Below are 16,553 nucleotides of genomic sequence, written 5' to 3'. Positions count from 1 at the left end.
GGCATGAAAAAAAGCCGCCTATTCTATGAAAAGAATAAACGGCTTGATTTAGTCGGCACAATATGTAGTTTTCAAATTCTTTTGACAGGGGCGCACATGACTTTGAGCAGAAGTTCATCCAGGCAGCCGGTGTCCCGATTTTCACGGAGCATAGTATTGCGCAGGTGATTAAGGCTCTGAATCACAATACTGTTCTCGGCGGGGGTGAGGTATATCTTGAATTTCCGTTTTTTCATAGGGCCTTCCTCCTTTGTGATTTCATTATATGTTGAAGGACTGCTTCACCGCAAATGTGCGAAAATCAAACTTGAGCTTTCAGGGCGGATCTGTATTTAGCATAATGCTCACTCAGTACATATTCGATTACGCTGGTTTTGGGAATCAAATATGTATGCCGAATGCAAAAATGCTGAACATGGTTTCCTCGCATAAGTTTCCGTGCTGTGGAATCGCCAATCCCTCCAAGCATTTTCGCAAATTCGGGAAGTGTTACCACATCGGGATATGCCTCAAACAGTTTCTCATAATGTTCGCGTGTTCTCATAATGAAATCCTCCATTTTCTATTGTCAACGGCAGAGGATTACGCTATAATTTAAATGTAAAGTGAGTTGATCGACGATCTAAGGCGTCTGCTGATGTGGCACCAGAAAGCGAAGGGGCCTCCTGATGGACCTCCGATATTCCTCATTTTCGTCGAGAAGCTCAACTGCCCGCAATCGCAGGCGTATCAAAGTATTTCGCCTGTGGGAACAGGATTGTCTTTGACGGATAGGGCTTTAGGGGTGTCTTTAGGGACCTCCATAGGGAATTACAGTCCACTCATTGCCCCGCAACCGGTAAAACTCAAAATCTACTTCGTAGGATGTTGGGTGCCTTGGCAAAACCCTTGATAAATCGGCGCTTTCACAACTTCATATTTTCATTTGGTTTTAATATCCCTCCCGCACATCCCTCCAAAATCTGAGATGTGCGGGACACAAGGGAAATTAAAATATAAATGCCGGTGTGTCGGAATTGGCAGACGACCGCGACTCAAAATCGTGTGGAGAAATCCGTGTGGGTTCGAGTCCCACCACCGGCACCATGGCGAGTGTTCTTATAGCATTTGAAACGCTGTAAGAACACTTGTCTTTTTTCTTTTGTTTTCATCCGGCGATGGTGGATGGGGCGTAGTTGACGACTACGCCCTTTCTTGTATTTACGGACACCTCCGGGGCGGGCAGCGGGATCAGCTCCGGGATCTCAATGACCCCTACGCAGTTATAGTGGATACGGAGCCGTTGCTCCCATACCCCGTCGATCTTCTCGGCGTTGAACACCTCGATCTTCTCGATGAGCTCGTTGAGCATCCGGGGCGTTAGTTTGCGGGCGCGGGTGTATTTGCGGACCAGAGAGATAAACATATCCGTGGTCATGGACTGGCTGCTCTGCTTGTCGATCTCGGCACGGAGCGCCTTGATTTTCTCCGCCAGCTCCTTCTGCTCCTCCTCGTACCGCCTCGACATACGGGCGAAGCGGTCATCAGAGAGCTTGCCAGAAACATTGTCCTCATAGATCCGTTCAAACAGGCCGTCCAGCTCCTCATCGCGGGCTTGCAGGGCTTTCAGCTCCTTTTCCTTCAGCTTTCGGTCGGTGGCCTCTGCCTGCTGGGAATGGCCGATCACAGCCTTCACAAACTCATCCTCAAACTGACTGGCAAACTTGGTCAGCCGCCGGATCTCGCCCAGCACCACCTGCTCCAGGAAGTCCACGCGAACATAATGGGTGGAAGTGCAGCTCCCACGGTTGCCCTTGTAGTTGGAGCAGTTGAAATACTTGATGTCGGGGTTGCCCTGATTGAAATGAAAGTGCAGGTTGTGTCCGCAATCAGCGCAGACCAGCAGGCCGGAAAACATATTGCGTTCCCCTTCGTGAGTACGGCGCTTTCGGATCTTGCCGCGCTTCTGCTGGACCTGCTCAAAGACCGCCCGCTCAATGATAGGTTCGTGGACGTCCTTAAAGATAACCCAGTTCTCCCGGTCATTTTCAATCCGCTTTTTGTTCTTGTACGACTTGGAGTAGGTTTTGAAATTAAGGATGTCGCCGCAATACTCTTGCAAAGACAGTATTTTGGTAACACTGGAGCTGTTCCACTTTGTCGGAGCCTGCTCCTTTCCTTTGCCGGGCCGTTTAATGCCTTTTTTGAGCCAGTAAGCGCGGGGCGTCAGGATACCGTCTTGTTCAAGACTTGCTGCAATCTGCTCTGTTCCATAACCATCCAAGGTCATACGATAAATCCGACGAACCACCTGGGCGGCCTCCTCATCCACGATCCACTGTTTGGGATTGTCAGGGTCCTTGATATAGCCGTAGGGAGGCTGCCCCATCGGCTCGCCCGCATTGCCCTTGATCTTGTTGCTGATCCGGCGCTTCTTGCTGATGTCACGGGCGTACCACTCATTGAACAGATTGCGGATGGGCGCCAGTTCGTTCTCGCCCTCGGCGGTGTCGATGTTGTCCGAGACCGCCACCAGGCGGATGTCGTGCTCCGGGAAAAACTCCTCGGTCAGCCGCCCCACCTCAATGTAGTTGCGGCCCAGCCGGGACAGATCCTTCACAAACACGGCGGCGGCCTTGCCGGCGGCAAGCTGCTCCATCATGTCGTTGAAACCGGGGCGGTCCATCGTGACGCCGGAGATGCCGTCGTCCAGGAAGTGGACCAGATTGGTGTATCCTTTTTCCTTCGCCACCTTGGTCAGCAATTTCTTTTGGTTGCCGATGCTGTAACTCTCGCCCTCCAGGTTGTCATCGCGGGAAAGCCGCTCATAGAGGAACGCGGTCACATCACGGGATTTGCGGTTGTTCGACTGTCTCATTCAGTCCTCCTTCCTCCGGGACAGCCGAATAGCACATATAACTTGTCTATGTTCATTATACCGCCATCCGCCGTCCCTGTCAGCCGGGTCCGGGAATTTACTTTGCTTCGCTCTCGGATTTCATCAGCCGCAGAAGGATGCTGCCCAGAGTATCCGGGCCATCTTGCCGAAAAACAGGTTCAACGACAAACGACCTATTGCCGAAGCGATAGGTCGTCTTTTCATCTAACGATTTCTTGGAAGAGCCGGGCTTACCGGCAATAGTTTTTTCTTGCATAAAATGACCCCCTTTCGCAAGAAAGATCAATACGAAAGAGGCAGAAAACGGATGGCTGCTGGCACAGCTCCACGGGAATCTCACCCCGGCCCATACTGATGGGTGCGGCGCACGATGCTTTGCGGGCGTCCAATGCGCGAGTCTCATTATCCTGCCTGCGCGTCCTCGCCCACAGGTTGCCACACCTGTTTTACGGCCTGGTGTTCGTCGCTCTCCTGTTTGGTAGGGGTCCCGTCCTGCGGACTTGCAACAGGGTCTTGGCGCACCGGCCGACCGGCTCCACACAGACAGATCGTATCCGTCTGCCTTATGCTGCGCCGGAGGCCTCCCGCCGGGCTTTCTTTGTCAAGGAGCTATAAAGGGACGCCGTGTGGAAAGGGGAACACACAGCGCCCGGCCCTGGATCAGCTCAGGTCAAAATCCAGGATGGAGATAATCAGCTTTGCTTCCAGCCGACCGCGCAGATCTTCGTCCACCTGGGGACGGGGATAGCCGTCAGGGCCATAGCTCGTCCGTGTAGACAGCGCGGCGATGTAGCCGGAGTAATGCCGGACTACCCGGCTCACCGCTTCGGGGTCTCCTCCCACAGCGGCGGCGATCACCGGGTAAGGGATCAGCGATGCCCGCGTGCGCGCAGATTTACTCATCCGCTTCACCTCCCATCAGCTCCTTCAGCAGCCGATAGGCTTTATGCCTGCGGGTGTTGACCGTCCGGCGGGCCATATCCATGTACCTGGCGATCTGTTCATCGGTCATCCGCAGGAACCAGTGCATCATAAAGATTTCCCGGTCCTCCTGGGACAGCCCCAGAAGCGCCTCGGCCAGCCGGTCGTCCTCGATTAGGATCACGGCCCCTCCGATGGGGAAGGTCGTGTATTCCCACGAGTAGCGGTCATAAAACGCAAGCTGGGCCATTTCAGCCTCGGACAGTTCCTCCAAAGACGCGAAACGCTTTTGGCGGCGGCTGATCTGTCGATAGCCGTTGCAAGCCTCGCATTTCAGGATCTTCTTGCAGTAGCTGTCAAAGGCGTACTGCTTGTGCTCGTAGTGGCGGTCAGGTTTCAAGTTCTCACCTCCCTTCGTGCCGGGAGGCAGTTCTTTTCTTCCCCTTTCGCTCACTACTCGTTCACGAGTGGTCCGGTTTGGCCGGTTTTCGCAATCTATCTGAAAATATTTTTTGCCGCTCATACTTGGCTCCTTTCGTTTCGTTCGGGTTGACAGGCCGGAACGGAACGGGGCGGGGAGCGGCAGCCCACGCCCAGGCGCTCAAAGAAACGGGTTTTATGAGATATGAGCCACAGCAAATAAAAAGCGAGCCATAACTCACTTTCGTGAGCATGGCTCGCTGCTGCGTTATTGGAATATTCTTCGTAGTGGAATGGGCGTCCGCCGTACAAACGGTAAACCCCGCCTTATTTTGACCTCCTTTGTGTTGGCGCTCTCATCCATATCTCCCTTTACTCCGAAATATGAGTTATAACTCATTTTACATGAGTTTCATGGTTATTTATATGAGCGGAAGCACACCCTACAATGATGTAGAGGTGATGTGTAGTGAACAATCCGCTGGATCTATTTGCATGGAAGGTGCGATCAGAACGGAAGCGCCAGCATCTGACGCAAAAGCAGTTGGCTGAACGCCTCGGTATGAACCCCCGCACGATCATAGATTTGGAGACCTGCCAGAGTAATCCGAAATTTGAAACGGTGATCCTTCTCGCCAGAGAACTGAATATCAGCGTGGATGCCGCCATCTTCCCGGAAATGGTCAGCGCGACAGTTTCAAAAACAGTCATAGACTTCTTCGCGGGGAAAAGTGAAGCGGAGATCCAGATGTATATCGCGCTTTGTAAACAGGCGGAGGCCATCCAGAAAGACAAATAACGCGGTCGGGTTTTGAGGTGCCCGGCCGCGTTACTGTTTACCCCGTTTGCCATGCGGGCAGATCATTCTTCTTTATGTGCGTTGTAAGCATCCCGCAGATGCTCGAAGGACTCCTTGCTGATGACATGTTCCATCCGGCAGGCGTCCCGCTCCGCCGACGCCGGATCGACGCCGGCCTCGGTGAGCAGATCCGTGAAAAAGCGGTGCTTCTCATAGGTCTGCTCGGCAATTTCTCGCCCTAAGTCAGTCAGATGAAGAAAGAAGTCCTCATCCATCGTAAGGAACCCACCTTCTTTTAGAGTGGTCACGGCATGGCTCACACTGGGCTTTGACACCTCCAGGTGCCGGGCAACATCCACGGAGCGTACCATGCCCTTTTGCCTTTGGAGAACAAGGATAGCCTCCAGGTAATCTTCGCCCGATGCTCGGAGTTTCAAGGTTTTCCCCCAATCTTAAAGAAGCATAAACTTATCCATTATCTGGATGCTTCTTTGTGCTGTTTCAAAATCGTAGTTGCAACGGATAATTTCTAAGAACCCAGCCAAATATGCTTTGGACAAGAAGAATGGCAGATGCGCTTGTCGAGATAGCTCCCCTCTACACTGTAATAATCGTTGATACAATGTTTCGGATAGCATTGTGCGAAATTCAGCATAGAAGGGGGCATCCTTACATCGAACAATCGTCCTGAACACATCCCAGTAGGTATAGGTAAAGGTCAAGCATGGTTCAGGAATAATAGCATTGACATTTTCCTGGGGACATATCAGTTTTTCTAATAGTTCATTGGATGCTGGTTCAACAACAGCACGAAACAGTGCATCCTTGCTTGGAAAGCGATGATATAAAGCGCCGGTTGTCACTCCAGCCTGTCCGCAAATGTTCGCAAGGGAAGTGCCCTGATAGCCGTTTTGCAAAAAACCGTTTTTCGCATACCTCAAAATTCTTATAGTGGTATCTTTATCTACCATTTTTTCAATGGTCCTTTCTCTTATCCAGTAACGAGGATTTTCACCCCGATTGCGATAAGAATAAGTCCACCTATAATCCCTGCCTGCTTTTCCATGCGGTCGCCAAATATACTTCCGATTTTTACTCCCACACCGGAAAAAAGAAATGCAGTGCAGCCAATCAGCAAAACAGCCATCGCTACATTTACTTTCAATGCCGCAAATGTGATACCTACCGCAAATGCGTCAATGCTTGTTGCTATGGCAGCGGGGATCATTACCTTTGCGGCAATCGATGCAGAGTTCGATGTGGACGTTTCTTTTATTGTTTCTCTCAGCATATTCAAACCTATCAGAGTCAATAGAATGAAAGACAGAATACGAGAGATAGGCGCGATGTACTGAATTACGGTTTCCCCACATAAAAAGCCGAGAAGGGGCATAATTGACTGAAAGCCGCCAAAATACAGGCCGGTTACAATACACGCTTTTTTACATTGTCCTTGAATAGTTAATCCTTTGCCCACAGAAACGGCAAAAGCATCCATCGCAAGACCAACTGCAATTAAAAGCATTTCTACTCCGTTCAACTATGCCCCTCCTTCAGCTCCGATTTACACAGCCCAGCCAAGGCTCTCCTGCTGAATATGGAACAGCTTATGATACAGACCGTTCTTCTTCATCAGCTCATCGTGGGTTCCATGCTCTACCAACCGTCCATTGTCAAGAACGAGGATCTGGTCCGCATCCACAACTGTACGGAGGCGGTGGGCGATCATAATAACTGTCTTACCTTCCACCAATCTGGCAATCGCCTTTTGAACCAGAACTTCATTCTCCGGGTCGAGGGATGCTGTGGCCTCGTCAAGCAGAATAATGGGCGCATTTTTCAGCAATGCTCGGGCGATGGAAATACGCTGGCGCTCACCGCCGGAAAGGGTGCTGCCGTTTTCACCGAGGACCGTCTGATACCCGTCCGGCATCTCCCGGACAAATTCATCACAATAGGCTGCTTTGGCAGCAGCAATTACCTGATCGTCCGTTGCGTTTGGATTGCCCAGCCGGATATTGTTCATAACTGTATCATTGAACAGGGTCACATCCTGGAACACGAAGGACATATAAGACATGAGGCTTTCCGGCTCCATACTCTTGATGTCTTTGCCGCCCACGGTGATCTTGCCCTTCTGAACATCCCAAAAGCGGGCAATCAGTTTGGAAATCGTGCTTTTACCGGAACCGGACGGCCCAACGAGGGCAGTCACGCTCCCTTGGGGGATTTTGCAGGAAACATCTTTGATGACATCTTCCTGATTGTAGGCAAAAGTCACATGGGAAAGTTCAATATCGCAGTTCGGGACCGTTTTCCCGTCACCGTCCATTGCAGGAGTGGTGAGCAGGGTACGCATACGACTTGTGACCACATTCAAATTCAGCAGCGAGGACAGATTTGCCAGGATTGACAGGATCGGGCCATAAATCCGTGTTACCATCAACAGGAACATAAGCAGCGGAAGAAGCTCAATCTGCCCATTTGTCAAGAGGATAGCACCGACAAAGATTGTGATACCAACGCCTGCCTGCAAAATCATACTGGCACTGGACATAAACACACCGACAGCCATTTCTACCTTGATGGCGATCTTTTTCATGGCAAGCAGAGCTTTATCCAACGCACTGAAATGTGAGCCGGACAGCCCGCAGGACTTGATGATCTTCATGCCTTCCAGGTATTCCTGTACCTGGTCAGAGGTAGCCAGCTTTGCGTCAACCTGCTTTTCAAAGAGTTTCTTTTGATGGTTCCGGCTGAGCCAGATAATGAGGAAGGCAATCGGAACCGTGATGAATACGCACAGGGCAAGCCGCCAGTCAAAGAAGGCCAGCAGGATGCAGGTCAGGGTCACCGTGATGCCGTTTGCAATCAGCGGAGGAATCGTGCTGCTGAGCAGGGACTCCATGCTGCTGCAATCTGCCATCATATTCGTGGTCAGTTCGGAAAGGTCCTTGGTGTTAAAGAAATTCATAGGGAGTTTCCGAAGATGCTCCGCAATCCGCAGCCGGGTCGTATTCGACTCCTTATACGAGGCAATATAGGTTTTGCGGTAATCGTTTTTGGCGGCCAGAAATACCAGGATGGCCGAAACAATACCTGCGCCCCACAGCATCCAGATATGGTTCCACTGAATGGAGCCGCCACTGACAAAGGGTGTCAGAATTTCACTGAAAATCATAACAGTTACACAGAACGGCAGAAGCATAGCCAGGTTCGTCAATGTGCAGGCGAAGATTGCTTTTTTCAGATCTGCGTAACCCTTGTCTGACAAAAAGAGAGCTTTTTGTAATCTGCTCATAGTTACACCGCCTTTCCGCTGATTTTCCAGCCAATCGCTTCTGTATAGTGGTTCCACATTTGTGCATAACGTCCGCCCGCGGCCACCAGCTCGTCATGTTTTCCTTCTTCGACCAGGTGACCTTTCTCCATGACGATGATCTTATCTGCATTGCGGATCGTGGAGAGGCGGTGTGCGATGATGATAACTGTCTTACCCTGCATCAGCTTTTCAAATGCTTTCTGGATCAGGTATTCATTCTCCGGGTCGCTGAACGCCGTTGCCTCATCCAGTACGATGATAGGCGAGTCTTTGATTATGGCCCGCGCAATGGCAATCCGCTGGCGCTCGCCGCCAGAGAGATGGATGCCTTTGGAGCCGACCACCGTGTGATACCCGTTGGGCAGTTTGGAGATGAACTCGTGGCATTGCGCCGCTTGCGCCGCCGCAATCACTTGTTCCTCACTGGCCGAAGGGTTGCCCATACGGATATTATCCAAGATGCTCTGCTTGAACAGGAAAATGTCCTGGAACACAAAGCTGACATGGCGCATCAGGTCATCCTCCGCCATATCACGCACATCTACACCGCCGATGGTAATGCTGCCGGAAGATACATCCCAAAACCGGGAAATCAGATTGGCAATCGTACTCTTGCCACCACCGGACGGGCCAACAATAGCCGTGATTTGTCCCTGCTTCGCAACAAAGGAAACATCCTCCAGCGCCTTTTCGTGTGTATCTCCCGTGTAGGAAAAGCTGACATTCTTGAAAGCAACATCATCATTGGCGGGCTTCTTGGGATGGTTCGTTTCCGGCATTTCGGGGATGTTCAGAATTTCATCCATCCGAGCCACATTCCCATCAATCTGCATGAACGACTCGGAGATATACATGATCTTGTTCAACACACCGGAAATTGCGGGTACAAAGAGCAGATAAAAAATGAAGGTCATGGCAAACCCAGCAAAATCATCCGACCTGGAGCCGATTAAAATTCCGACAGGTACAAGGATCAGATAAACATTATTGATGATTGTGGTAAAGGCGGGCATACAGTTCTGCCAGCCCAGGGAAAATTTCAGGACCCACTCTGTATATCCGGTAATCGCTTCTTTGAGCTTTTTGAAAGAGGATGCCGTCTGGTTGAACGCCTTCACAACCGACATTCCACGAACATACTCCACAGAAGCGTTGTTCATTTCCTCCAGGGCTTTTTGATACTTGCCCATGTTCTCTTTCATCTCGCCGCTGCCAAAGCCAATAAATTCCGCAACAAACGCCAGAACGATACCGACCAGAGAGGCAAGCCCGAACCGCCAGTCAACGGCCAGTAAAATGATGACCATGACGATGGGGGCTGTAACAGACGCCACAAAATCCGGGAACTGATGGGCAATGAACCCTTCCACGCTCTCGATATTCTCATCCATGATTTTACGCAGACGCCCGCTGCCGATGGTCAAATGATAACCCAACGGAATTTTGGTGATATGGTCAGCGAACAAGACCTTCAGCTCGTACAGTGTGCCGAACGCCGCCATGTGGGAACTGAAAATAGCCAGAAAATATAACAGGATATTCGCCACGATCCCGGCGAGCGCCAGCCAGCCATAATTCATGACCATCCCCATATCCAACTGGTCAAGGTTCGGAAAAACACCGATAATTGAGCGGATCATAAAATAGACCGCTATGTACGGGATGAACGAAGCAATGGCCGCCAGTGACGAAAGAACCGCAGCTAAGAATACAAGGCCCTTTCTGTCAGAAGCCAATTCCATGCATCGTGCCAAACCCGTCTTTGGTTTTGCCTGTTTCGACTTTGCGTTTGACATAGCATGAACCCTCCTTAAAAGTGAAAATGGCGAGGTTAGCAACTCCTAACCTCGCCATTCATTTTATCAACCTTTGAAATTGCTTGCTACTCCATACCTCTGTTCCGATGCCAAAAATAGCCCAAAGATACCAGAGAGTTAGCCGTAACTATATCGTCCTTAGACAATGCCCGCCTTCTGGAAGTGCTTTTTGAACACGCCTTTTGCAATCAAAGCGCCGATAATGCCTGCAACGAAGGTCACAACAGCAATGATGACTACCATTGTTCCATTCATAAAGCTATGCAGCTCCGTCAGATACTCGGCACTCACGCCGTTAGAGGTGGACATATCATCCACATAGCCGGTCATAATGACCATAGGGAGATAGGTGCCCAGCGCAAAGAATGTCATATAGACGGAATAACCAATGGTATTCAGCCAGAAGCTCTTGTAGTGGCCGGCGCGGGCCAGCAGCTCCGCAATTACGGCACCGGCAATAAAGCCAACGGCAACCGCCCATCCTGCGCCAATCAGGAACTCAATCAAGCCGATCACCACACCGCTCAAAAGGACGCTCCCGGCCTTTGGCACTTTAGCGCGCATCAGCATATAGATAATGCCTCCAGGAATTGCAGCAATGGCGCTCCCAAAGGCGAAAGTCACCACGGTAGCTGCGGAGGCAAAGATGCACACCATTACCACAGCAAAGAATAGCACCGTAAAAATGCCCAGCGTGATAAAGTCCTTTGCTTTCATTTTGTCGGATGCCCCGACAGGTTTTGCTTGTTCACTCATACAGATAGCCCCTTTCTATTATTTGTATATAACTAAGATGAAGTCCTTTCAGTCACGCGAATGACACGGGAACAAATCTTCATCAGTAGTTCATTGTCATGGGAAATCACCAGGATGGCTTTCCCTCTTTTGGACAGCGCACTTAAAATTCCTGCAACGCTCTCCATGTTTTTGTAGTCCAAGCCGCTTGTGGGCTCATCAAAAATAAGTACCTCTGCATCCCGGAGTGCCGCAACGCCAATAGCGGTGCGCTGCTTCTGACCGCCAGAGAGGGACATTGGATGCCGCTCTTTATAAAGTGTCAAATTCAACTCGTCCAGAATATCATCTATTCGTTTTTCATCTTTATCCTTTTGGTCAGACAATGCCAGCAGTAGTTCTTGGTAAACGCTATCAGTAAACAGTTGATAGTCCGGGTCCTGCATGACAAGATACGCTTTCTTAATCCGCCGTTTACTTGGAACCGTACTGTTTTTGTATAGAACTTCTCCATGCAGTTCCTTTTGCAAACCACATAGGGTTCTGGCCAAAGTTGATTTGCCACAACCATTTTTCCCTACCACGCCGACAATTTCTCCGGGGTAGACACAAAAGTTCAGGTGCTGCGCCACGGGTTCTCCCTTTTCATATCCAATCGCGAGATCTCTGACTTCGACAGCCGGGGTATCGTTTCGAGAGGGTGTTGTTTCGGGAAGCTCTAACCTTGTAGGCGTATAGCTTCTAAGTCCTAACGCCTTGACTTGCTCGGTACTTAGTAAAGCAAAATCACTGGCGGACCAAGATTGTTTCAGCTTACCATGCTCCATAAGGACAATGCGGTCGGCAATCCCATTCAAGAAGTAAAGGCGGTGTTCGGATACAATAATCGTTTTTCCCTGCGCCTTAATCAGCAAAAGTAGCCGCCGTAGTTCTTGAATTGCCTCCGGGTCCAGGTTTGAGGAAGGCTCGTCCAGAACAAAAATATCAGGGTTTAATGCGTAAACACTGGCAAAGGCTATGGTCTGCTTTTGTCCGCCGGACAAGTCAAACAGGTTGCGATCCTTTAACTTTTCAATATGCAATTCCCGGATAGTCTGTTGGTAACGGTCCAGCATCACTTGATAGGGCATTCCCTTATTTTCCATACCAAACACAATCTCGCTGTCCGTATCCAGACTAAAAAACTGACTGCGTGGATTTTGGAAAACTGAGCCTGTCTTGTCCGACAAATCGTGCGGTTGGATCGTGCGGGTATCAACTCCGTCAATGAGAACCATCCCGGACATTTCCCCTTCGTAAAAGTGGGGAATAAGTGTATTTATCAACCTGGTCACACAAGTCTTTCCACATCCAGATTCGCCAGTAAGAACAACACACTCCCCTTTTTCAATCTGCAAATTAAAATCTTGCAGATTCTCCCGTTCAGCACCGGAATATTGAAAAGATACATGGTCAATATCAATCATCATCATATCCTCCCATATATCTGATATTTGCAGAAAAACAGCACCACAAAGGCAACGAGAAAGAAGAACAGTACCATCCAATCTTTAGCATGAACTTTTAGCTGAATGAACGAAGTCCGTTGCGCCGGATTATCAATGCCTCTCGTCACCGCAGAAGCAGATAATTCTTCTGCAATCGAAGCAGAGCGCATCACGATGGGGATAGCGATTGCCTCCAAAATGAGCATGGGGCGCGTGAATACATTTTTCCACGAAAGGGCGATGCCTCTTAACTTCATCGCGTCATAAATATTGTGGATCTCCTCACTGAAAGTAGGAAAAAAGCGCAATACCATAGCGAATGTAATGGTAATGCTCCGAGGAATTTTTAGCGAGTACATGGCCGCAATCAATTCGCTGACTTTCGTTGTAGCGATAAAAGTTGAAGCAAAGAGTACCACGGGTATCATCACCCGGATGAACAATGTGAAGATCGACAAAATAGTTTCGATGGCCTGGGGAAGGAAGGCGCAAAACTGCTGTATGGCCGCAATCACCACATAAAAGATGATGTATTTCAATACAATCTTTTTCTGCCCCATCAGGCACGAAAGAATACAGATAAAGGAAAAACACACGCTGCCAAGGACAAAATCTTTCAAGCCAAATACCATGAAGTTGATAAGTAAAAATAAAAGCAACTTGATTCGAGTATCTATGGTCAGCAGGGATACCACCTCCTAAATAAAAGCCGATGCGTTAGCATAAACTAACCGCACCGGCTCATTATATCTTTTTGCGTAAATTTTTTCTGCTCCATTCCTCTGGAAAGACCTGAAAAACAGCCCGTTCTTCCTATCTATTTTTTCCGGTAGTCTTTTGGGAGCATCCCATACACAGATTGAAACGCTTTAGCAAATTTGCTGGCATTGCTATATCCAAGTTCTAAAGCTATATCCCCGATTTTCATTTTATTTTCCGAAAGCCACTGGGCTGCTAAATTCATTTTGTATTTTTTGAGATAGGCATACGGTGTGTCCCCATAGATATGGGAAAACACCAGATGAAAAACGGAGAGGTTCAAGTGTGCCTCTTTTGCCAACTGCTCCAGGGAAACTTTCTCATCCAAGTGAGAAATAAGGTATTCCCGAATAGCTTTTGTAGTCTGTATCTGCTTCTTATCAAAATATTTTAGATCGCACCCGTTGACTTGTGCCAGCTGATCCATGTGATACAGAAGCTCGATGGCCTTAATTTTGAAATAGCCGATGGGTTCCATTTCTGCCGCAGCATACAATTCTGAAAAAAGATGTTGTAATTGTCGCGGTGTCTCACTGACATACCATCTTGTTTCTATTCCCAGTGTAGTTCCGATCTTATCAAGATCAATGGGAATTGTCTGCATCATCCGACGCGTTCCGACCGAAAGTGCCTGCCGGTCTATGACAAGACTGACTCCATAATATTTTCCCAGCGGAAAAGAAAAAGAAACCGGCAAATGCTCTGTTGCTGCAACACTAAAATAGCCCTCTGGCAAATACGACACAGTATGATTGGCAAATTCACATTCATAGCGTCCGGTTTGACAATGCGTGATCTGGATAATATCTGGATTAAACTTCTGAGCCTTCATTGCTCCATCCGTTTCAAAGTCGAGAAAGCAAAGCTGTATACCCTCAAATAAGTTATAGTTTTTCACAATACCACGGCCATTGCAACCATAATCAACGACCACACAATCGTCACTCTGCGACAACACTTTGGCCTGCATACCGTACCAGTCTTGATTAAAGTTGGGTTTGTCCACGCACATCCCTCCAATCGGTTAGTTTTGACTTACTCGCCATTATGATAACACAAGCATGAGCATAATTCAAGAAATTAGCCCATTCCTTAATAGCACTCCAATTCAGTATAGTCAGCCAAAATCTTCGTTTCAAATTGTAGTATTAGTAGAGGGGAAAACAAGGGAAGGGTTACGGTAGCAAGCACAGCCAGCGAGTACCCACTGGCGGATTTTCGGTTTAGGGGGACCCCTGCCCCTAAACACGAAAATTGCTTGCTGGGATAGTCCCAGACCCTTATAAGAAACGGAGGCGAAGCGGAATGGTAAACAGAAAGCGGAACATCCAGATGAAGTTCTGGGTGACGGAGGAGGAGAAGCGGCTCATCGACGAGAAGATGGCGCAGCTCCCCACAAAGCGGTATGGGGCATATCTGCGGAAGATGGCGATTGACGGATACATCATTCAGGTGGACACCACCGACATCAAGGAGATGACACGCGCCCTCTCCGCCATCGGCCGGAACATCAACCAGATCGCCAAGCGGCTGAACGCCGGCGGTTCGGCCTACCAGGCCGACATGGAGGAGATCCGGGAGAGGATGGACCAGATATGGCAGTTACAAAGACGCATCCTATTAAGTCAACGCTGAAAGCGGCCATCGACTATATCTGCAATCCCGACAAGACGGATGGAAGGCTGCTGGTGTCCTCCTTCGGCTGCTCCGCCGAGACCGCCGATATTGAGTTTGCCTGGACCCGCCGCCATGCCATCGACAAGGGCACGAACCTGGGCCGGCACCTCATCCAGGCGTTTGAGCCTGGGGAGGTCACGCCGGAGGAGGCCCACCGGATCGGCATGGAGCTGGCGCGGGAGGTCCTGGGGGGAAAATATGAGTTTGTCCTCACCACCCACATAGACAGGGATCACGTCCATAACCACCTGATTTTCAATGCGGTCAGTTTCCAGGATCACCGGCACTACCACTCCAATAAGCGGAGCTACCATGAGATCCGCCGCACCAGCGACCGAATCTGCAAGGAGCATGGCCTGTCCGTCATCGTCCCAGGCCGGGACAAGGGCAAGAGCTACATCGAACACCAGGCGGAACAGAACGGCACCAGCTACAAGGCGAAGCTGCGCTCCGCCATCGACCGGCTCCTGCCCGGCTGCGCCGGCCTGGAGGACCTGCTCCGCCGCCTTCAGCGGGAAGGGTACGAACTGAAACGGGGCAAGTACATCTCCGCCAGGGCACCGGGCCAGGAGCGGTTCACCCGATTGAAGGCCCTGGGCGCCGACTACGCAGAGGAGGCCCTGACCGCCCGGATCGCCGGCAGGCCCAGCCCCTCCCGCCAGCCGAAGCAGCGCACCGGGAGGCCCAGCCTGCTCATCGACATCCAGAACAACATCAAAGCCCAACAGAGCGCCGGTTACAAGCATTGGGCAACCATCGAGAACTTGAAGCGGGCGGCGGAAACGCTGAACTTCCTGACGGAGCATGGCATCGGAAGTTTGGAGGACCTGTCCGAGCGGTGCGACGGGGCGGCGGCCGCCACCGCCAGGGTGAAGGCGGACCCCCGGGCAACGAAGAAAGAAATGGAGCGGCTGACCCTCACTATGAAGCACGCCGCCACCTACCGCCAGCTCCGTCCCCTGTATGAGGAATACCGCCAGTCCAGGGACAAGGAGAAGTTCCTCCGGGGGCATGAGGGCGAAATCATCCTGTTTGAGGCGGCGGCAAGAGAGCTGAAACGCCTGGACGCTGTACCCCTGCCCGCCACCAAACGGCTCCGGGCCGAGATGGACGGGCTCACCGCCAGGCGGACCGCCCTGCAATCGGAATATCGGAAGGCCCAGCGGGAGGAAAAGGAGTACGACACCCTCCGCCGGAATGTGGAGGTTCTGCTGGAAAAGCCGAGGGAGACCGAACCACAGAGGCAGCGGAGCAACGAACTGGAATAGCTGGGATTGTGCGCTTTGCCGGACTTTTCATAAGCCCCTGGGCGCGTTTCAATTTTTCCGGTATAATGGAGGCGGGAATGGAGGTGCTGCCAATGACGAGAACCGAGGCCGTCAAGGAATTTTTCAAGAAGGCGGTTTTGCCCGTCGCCATCGCCGGGCTGTTGTACTGCATTTTCAAATCCGCCTGCATGAGGGCTGGGGAGCTGGATCTTTTCTGGCTCTGGATACTCTGCGGCCTGCCCTTCGGCATCCATCGGATGTGTGTCTGGATCGTGCCGGGCGGGGGCTCCCTGGGCGGCGGCGCCGCGCTGTTCGTGCTGAACTTCGTGATCGGCGGTATCATCGGCGGCTTCGTCCTGGTGTGGCGCCTGCTGGTGGCGGCATGGTATGTGCCCCTCACCATCTACCGCCTGATCGTGGGATATTGAGATGGACAAATGATAGAGAGCCGGCTGGCATTGACCAGCCGG

At 50.8% G+C, this 16,553-nt stretch carries 19 protein-coding genes and 1 tRNA gene; 5 read left to right on the top strand and 15 right to left on the bottom strand.

Annotation, left to right across the window (positions count from 1 at the left end):
• Positions 1–71: 71 nt before the first annotated feature.
• Both B5F35_RS18905 and B5F35_RS12810 read right to left on the bottom strand, forming a co-directional pair.
• Positions 72–236, bottom strand: a complete 165-nt coding sequence (locus B5F35_RS18905) for a hypothetical protein (protein WP_164488526.1) — start codon at positions 234–236, stop codon at positions 72–74.
• A gap of 65 nt (positions 237–301) precedes the next feature.
• Entirely contained in the window at positions 302–544 is a 243-nt protein-coding gene (locus B5F35_RS12810) for a DNA-binding protein (RefSeq protein ID WP_206424049.1), read from the bottom strand.
• Positions 545–1,001: 457 nt separating this feature from the next.
• On the opposite strand from B5F35_RS12810, the gene B5F35_RS12805 reads away from it, so the two are divergent.
• Positions 1,002–1,086: transfer RNA gene (locus B5F35_RS12805), tRNA-Leu, on the top strand.
• 61 nt (positions 1,087–1,147) lie between these two features.
• Here the strand turns inward: B5F35_RS12805 and B5F35_RS12800 are convergent.
• From B5F35_RS12800 to B5F35_RS12785, 4 genes are all read right to left on the bottom strand, one after another.
• Positions 1,148–2,857: a recombinase family protein gene (locus B5F35_RS12800; RefSeq protein WP_087241549.1), complete on the bottom strand. Its 1,710-nt coding sequence runs from the start codon at positions 2,855–2,857 to the stop codon at positions 1,148–1,150.
• A gap of 97 nt (positions 2,858–2,954) precedes the next feature.
• Positions 2,955–3,134, bottom strand: a complete 180-nt coding sequence (locus B5F35_RS12795; protein WP_087238612.1) for a hypothetical protein — start codon at positions 3,132–3,134, stop codon at positions 2,955–2,957.
• Positions 3,135–3,538: 404 nt separating this feature from the next.
• The gene (locus tag B5F35_RS12790; protein WP_087241547.1) at positions 3,539–3,781 is read right to left on the bottom strand and encodes a helix-turn-helix domain-containing protein; all 243 of its coding nucleotides are present in this window, start codon (positions 3,779–3,781) and stop codon (positions 3,539–3,541) included.
• Positions 3,774–4,199 (bottom strand): RNA polymerase sigma factor, encoded by a 426-nt coding sequence (locus B5F35_RS12785; protein WP_242969517.1) that lies wholly within the window; start codon positions 4,197–4,199, stop codon positions 3,774–3,776. Before B5F35_RS12785 ends, B5F35_RS12790 begins: the two co-directional genes overlap by 8 nt.
• Before the next feature lie 489 nt (positions 4,200–4,688).
• On the opposite strand from B5F35_RS12785, the gene B5F35_RS12780 reads away from it, so the two are divergent.
• Positions 4,689–5,018, top strand: a complete 330-nt coding sequence (locus tag B5F35_RS12780; RefSeq protein WP_087241544.1) for a helix-turn-helix domain-containing protein — start codon at positions 4,689–4,691, stop codon at positions 5,016–5,018.
• 62 nt (positions 5,019–5,080) lie between these two features.
• Here B5F35_RS12780 and B5F35_RS12775 read toward each other — a convergent pair whose 3' ends face one another.
• The 9 genes from B5F35_RS12775 to B5F35_RS12735 all read right to left on the bottom strand — a co-directional run bounded on the left by B5F35_RS12775 (position 5,081) and on the right by B5F35_RS12735 (position 14,144).
• Positions 5,081–5,455 (bottom strand): metal-dependent transcriptional regulator, encoded by a 375-nt coding sequence (locus B5F35_RS12775; protein ID WP_087241542.1) that lies wholly within the window; start codon positions 5,453–5,455, stop codon positions 5,081–5,083.
• A gap of 15 nt (positions 5,456–5,470) precedes the next feature.
• On the bottom strand, positions 5,471–5,989 hold the full coding sequence (locus B5F35_RS12770) for a TetR family transcriptional regulator (RefSeq protein WP_087241540.1): 519 nt from the start codon (positions 5,987–5,989) through the stop codon (positions 5,471–5,473).
• Between the two features lie 20 nt (positions 5,990–6,009).
• A complete protein-coding gene (locus B5F35_RS12765; RefSeq protein ID WP_204750626.1) occupies positions 6,010–6,543 on the bottom strand; it encodes a manganese efflux pump MntP in 534 nt (177 codons plus the stop codon).
• A gap of 39 nt (positions 6,544–6,582) precedes the next feature.
• Positions 6,583–8,319: an ABC transporter ATP-binding protein gene (locus B5F35_RS12760; RefSeq protein WP_087241536.1), complete on the bottom strand. Its 1,737-nt coding sequence runs from the start codon at positions 8,317–8,319 to the stop codon at positions 6,583–6,585.
• 2 nt (positions 8,320–8,321) lie between these two features.
• Complete coding sequence (locus B5F35_RS12755) at positions 8,322–10,136, bottom strand: ABC transporter ATP-binding protein (protein ID WP_087241534.1); 1,815 nt, start codon at positions 10,134–10,136, stop codon at positions 8,322–8,324.
• 159 nt (positions 10,137–10,295) lie between these two features.
• The gene (locus B5F35_RS12750) at positions 10,296–10,913 is read right to left on the bottom strand and encodes an MptD family putative ECF transporter S component (RefSeq protein WP_087241532.1); all 618 of its coding nucleotides are present in this window, start codon (positions 10,911–10,913) and stop codon (positions 10,296–10,298) included.
• 32 nt (positions 10,914–10,945) lie between these two features.
• Complete coding sequence (locus B5F35_RS12745; protein WP_087241530.1) at positions 10,946–12,358, bottom strand: ABC transporter ATP-binding protein; 1,413 nt, start codon at positions 12,356–12,358, stop codon at positions 10,946–10,948.
• Positions 12,359–12,360: 2 nt separating this feature from the next.
• Entirely contained in the window at positions 12,361–13,074 is a 714-nt protein-coding gene (locus B5F35_RS12740; RefSeq protein WP_087241528.1) for an energy-coupling factor transporter transmembrane component T, read from the bottom strand.
• A gap of 122 nt (positions 13,075–13,196) precedes the next feature.
• Positions 13,197–14,144: a helix-turn-helix domain-containing protein gene (locus tag B5F35_RS12735; protein ID WP_087241526.1), complete on the bottom strand. Its 948-nt coding sequence runs from the start codon at positions 14,142–14,144 to the stop codon at positions 13,197–13,199.
• A gap of 299 nt (positions 14,145–14,443) precedes the next feature.
• Between B5F35_RS12735 and B5F35_RS12730 the strand changes: the two genes are divergently transcribed.
• The 3 genes from B5F35_RS12730 (at position 14,444) to B5F35_RS12720 (ending at position 16,511) form a co-directional block, all read left to right on the top strand.
• Positions 14,444–14,773, top strand: a complete 330-nt coding sequence (locus tag B5F35_RS12730; RefSeq protein ID WP_087241524.1) for a plasmid mobilization protein — start codon at positions 14,444–14,446, stop codon at positions 14,771–14,773.
• On the top strand, positions 14,734–16,083 hold the full coding sequence (locus tag B5F35_RS12725; RefSeq protein WP_087241522.1) for a relaxase/mobilization nuclease domain-containing protein: 1,350 nt from the start codon (positions 14,734–14,736) through the stop codon (positions 16,081–16,083). Before B5F35_RS12730 ends, B5F35_RS12725 begins: the two co-directional genes overlap by 40 nt.
• A 92-nt stretch (positions 16,084–16,175) precedes the next feature.
• Positions 16,176–16,511 carry a DUF6050 family protein gene (locus B5F35_RS12720; RefSeq protein ID WP_087241555.1) on the top strand — a complete coding sequence of 112 codons (336 nt, stop codon included), beginning with the start codon at positions 16,176–16,178 and terminating at the stop codon, positions 16,509–16,511.
• Positions 16,512–16,553: the final 42 nt, after the last annotated feature.

It is taken from the genome of Anaeromassilibacillus sp. An200, assembly GCF_002160025.1.
Taxonomy (GTDB): domain Bacteria; phylum Bacillota; class Clostridia; order Oscillospirales; family Acutalibacteraceae; genus Caccousia; species Caccousia stercoris.
Note: the sequence above shows the minus strand (reverse complement) of the source record. Positions and strands in the feature narration are given on the sequence as shown.